The organism is Pseudomonas sp. FSL W5-0203, assembly GCF_001896155.1.
In the GTDB taxonomy this organism is placed as follows: Bacteria; Pseudomonadota; Gammaproteobacteria; order Pseudomonadales; family Pseudomonadaceae; genus Aquipseudomonas; species Aquipseudomonas paracarnis.
The window spans coordinates 1-2773 of record NZ_MPOR01000088.1 but is presented as its reverse complement, the minus strand read 5'-3'; the positions used below and the strand labels follow the sequence as shown (position 1 = coordinate 2773).

General features: G+C 58.9%; 4 protein-coding genes. All 4 read left to right on the top strand.

The window, feature by feature from the left end:
• On the top strand, positions 1 to 617 hold a 617-nt coding region (locus BOP96_RS29080; RefSeq protein WP_175563027.1), incomplete at its 5' end, for a protein rep.
• Positions 618 to 1298: 681 nt separating this feature from the next.
• Positions 1299 to 1724 carry a hypothetical protein gene (locus BOP96_RS29075; RefSeq protein WP_073454712.1) on the top strand — a complete coding sequence of 142 codons (426 nt, stop codon included), beginning with the start codon at positions 1299 to 1301 and terminating at the stop codon, positions 1722 to 1724.
• Positions 1725 to 2009: 285 nt separating this feature from the next.
• Complete coding sequence (locus BOP96_RS29070) at positions 2010 to 2363, top strand: hypothetical protein (protein ID WP_127652685.1); 354 nt, start codon at positions 2010 to 2012, stop codon at positions 2361 to 2363.
• A gap of 118 nt (positions 2364 to 2481) precedes the next feature.
• Positions 2482 to 2773 (top strand): protein rep (locus BOP96_RS29065; RefSeq protein ID WP_218189991.1); only part of this gene is annotated, 292 nt, incomplete at its 3' end.

Sequence of the window (2773 nt, the reverse complement as noted above, 5' to 3'; positions counted from 1 at the left end):
GGGCTTACTTGACCCGCTGGCAGGTGATCCAGGAGGAACGCCCGGATCTGCGGCCCTATCTCCTGACCCTAACAGTCAAAAACGGGCCGGATCTTGAAGAGCGTCAATCGCACCTCGCGAAGTCGCTACGTCGCTTGATGGATCGTCGTCGCTACTTCAATGCCGGTACTCGTGGCGCTCCCTGGACAGAGCTTTGCAAAGCCGAGGGGGCCGTCTACACCCTCGAGCTGACCAACAAGGGCAATGGCTGGCACCCGCATTGTCACATGATCATTCTGGCCACATCACAGCCCTCCCAAACCGACCTCAGCACCGAGTGGCACAAGATCACCGGTGACAGCATGGTCGTGGATTGCAGGCCCATCCTGGGCGATCCCGTTGAGGGTTTCATGGAGGTGTTCAAGTACGCCGTGAAATTCTCCGATCTGACCTTGGCTGACAACTGGCACGCGGCGCAGATCCTCAAGGGCAAGCGCCTGCTGAACAGCTTCGGCTTGTTCCGTGGCGTTGAGATTCCCGACTCGCTGCTCGATGAGCCGCTCGACGGGCTTCCGTACCTGGATAGGTTCTATCGCTACCTGGGCGATTCATACCAGCCGGCGAGCATCAGGGAGTGAGGGCAGGCGACAGCGTAGCGCCTGCCTGCCTCACTCCCTGAAATTGCCGCTCCTATGGCTCACCTATTGCTGCGGCAATAGGCCCAACAATAGGACCTGCAATACAACCGCCAAGAGCCAAAAACATAGAACCCAACAGCAAAATGCCGTCACCCCTGCGGGGCTCCGTGGCCGCCCCTCCGGGCCGCCCAAACCTCCCGGGGGAGCGCCCCGGAAGGCCTTCAGGGTTCTGAATCGCTGCGCGATCCGCCACCCTCTTTCCTCCCCTGCGCCCTGGACGGGCTTGTCTCGAAAATTCACCCGCGTGCGCGCCCGGCAAAGCCGGACCAACCCGCTTTCTGAGACTGCGCGACGCATCGGCGCGGGACTCCGTCCCTCCCTCTGCTGCTTCGGCTCGAAACCAGGTTGGTCCGGTTTCACCTGACGCGCACGCAAGCGGTGCGGCCGGATGCTTCGCACCCTGGTTTCGCCCTGGACGGGCTGCACCAGGGCAGAACGGAAAAATTCGGCCTGGGGGCCATTTTTCCTCACCCCCCTCGTGGGCTCGGGTGGCGTCTGTCAGGCTGTTTCCGTCGTCTTCGACGCCGGTTTATCAGAGCGGCTTTTGGCCGCTCTGGAAGCAGCTTTCGCTGCCCAAAGCCCTCTGCGCTATCATTCGATTTTCGTCTAGGAAAATTCCTCATGCAGCGTCTCGCCATACCTTCGGATTACGTCCTGCAGTTCATCCTGGGCCGCGCCTCCTATGTCCTCCCATGGGAGGACAAACTTTGCCCAGGTAATCCAGCAGATGATCCCGAAACTGGCGCAGAGGAATACAACGCATATGCCATCAAAAAGGCGCAGGAAGTCGGCAGAGCAACGAAACCAGACCCCGTGCTAGATGCAGTGTATTTGGCGTTAAAAACGCCTGGAGAGGCTTACAGGGCCCTTGCTGAGGATCTTGCGGAGGCTTATCAAGGTCGTTATAGGTTTCTCATAGACAATTTGGCCCAGTGGGACGAAGAAACCAGGTGGTTGAGGGCTGACCTGGTTTTTTCCAATTCTGAGCTTCGCCATTTGTCAGCCACGCAAGTGATGGCTTTACGAACAAGGGCCGCCGAGGCCTGACGCGCTGCGCTTGTCCCCTCGACCTCCATACGGGAACAGGTTCCCGTACTCCGATCGAGGCCAGTCCATCCACCGTTGAAATTCCTCAGGTCAGGGGCCGCGACCCCGGCTCGTCGTGACTCGCTTCACCGTCGCGGCGAACGGAGTCCCGGGCGGAGCGAACCCTTGACCCTTCGCTGATCAAATCACCCTCTGGCGCTCTGTTCCTGGCCACCGGCCGGGAGCGGAGGCCCCCAGCATGGGTGCTGTTGATTTTGCTTTTGGCGCTCTGGGTAGTATTGCGAAATGTTCTTCACCCCCCTCCCGGATCCTGTGGGGTGCTGTTACACCCCCACTTTACCGAAGACTCCTTCGTTTTTTGGCTCTGGAGTGGAGGCGCAAACCTCGCCCGTTATGTTCCTGGTCGTGATGAGAAAATTTGCCATCACCACTGAGGAGCTGGGCATGAGGGTTTCAATCGAGCTGGATCGTAAGGATGTTTTGTCCCTGATCGCTGTTTTTCTGCTGATGCTCCCGGATTCCGGGGCTTTGCGCGGTTCTGAGGCTGGCGAGTCCCTGCTTTACTTGATACATAGAAACAATGTGTTAGCAGGTGCTATGCTCGGCCCCACGAATAAGGGGGCCATGAATGGCGCATAAAAAAACCCCTGAGAACTCTTCCAACTTGGCAGGCGGGGAGTTCACAGGGGCTGACGAAGCTAGGCTTCTGGACGAGAGAATAACACGCTACGGCGTGGCTCACACAAGGTCTCAGGCGATGCTAGAACATCTCCGAAAGACCCCGTCCGAAGCGACCATCAAGACTGCCGCTAGCCTTGCCAGCTGTGGTAATTACCTGCATTTCCGGGAGTACTTCACCGTGGGCAAGGTACGGCTGCATAGCGCGACGTTCTGCAAGCAGCACCTGGTCTGTCCGTTGTGCGGCATTCGCCGCGGTGCCAAGGCTCTTGGGGCTTACTTGACCCGCTGGCAGGTGATCCAGGAGGAACGCCCGGATCTGCGGCCCTATCTCCTGACCCTAACAGTCAAAAACGGGCCGGATCTTGAAG

Bases quoted from the DNA above. Each gene is read 5' to 3' on its own strand.
- BOP96_RS29075 (WP_073454712.1), top strand. From the start codon at position 1,299: ATGCAGCGTCTCGCCATACCTTCGGATTACGTCCTGCAGTTCATCCTG.
- BOP96_RS29070 (WP_127652685.1), top strand. From the start codon at position 2,010: ATGTTCTTCACCCCCCTCCCGGATCCTGTGGGGTGCTGTTACACCCCC.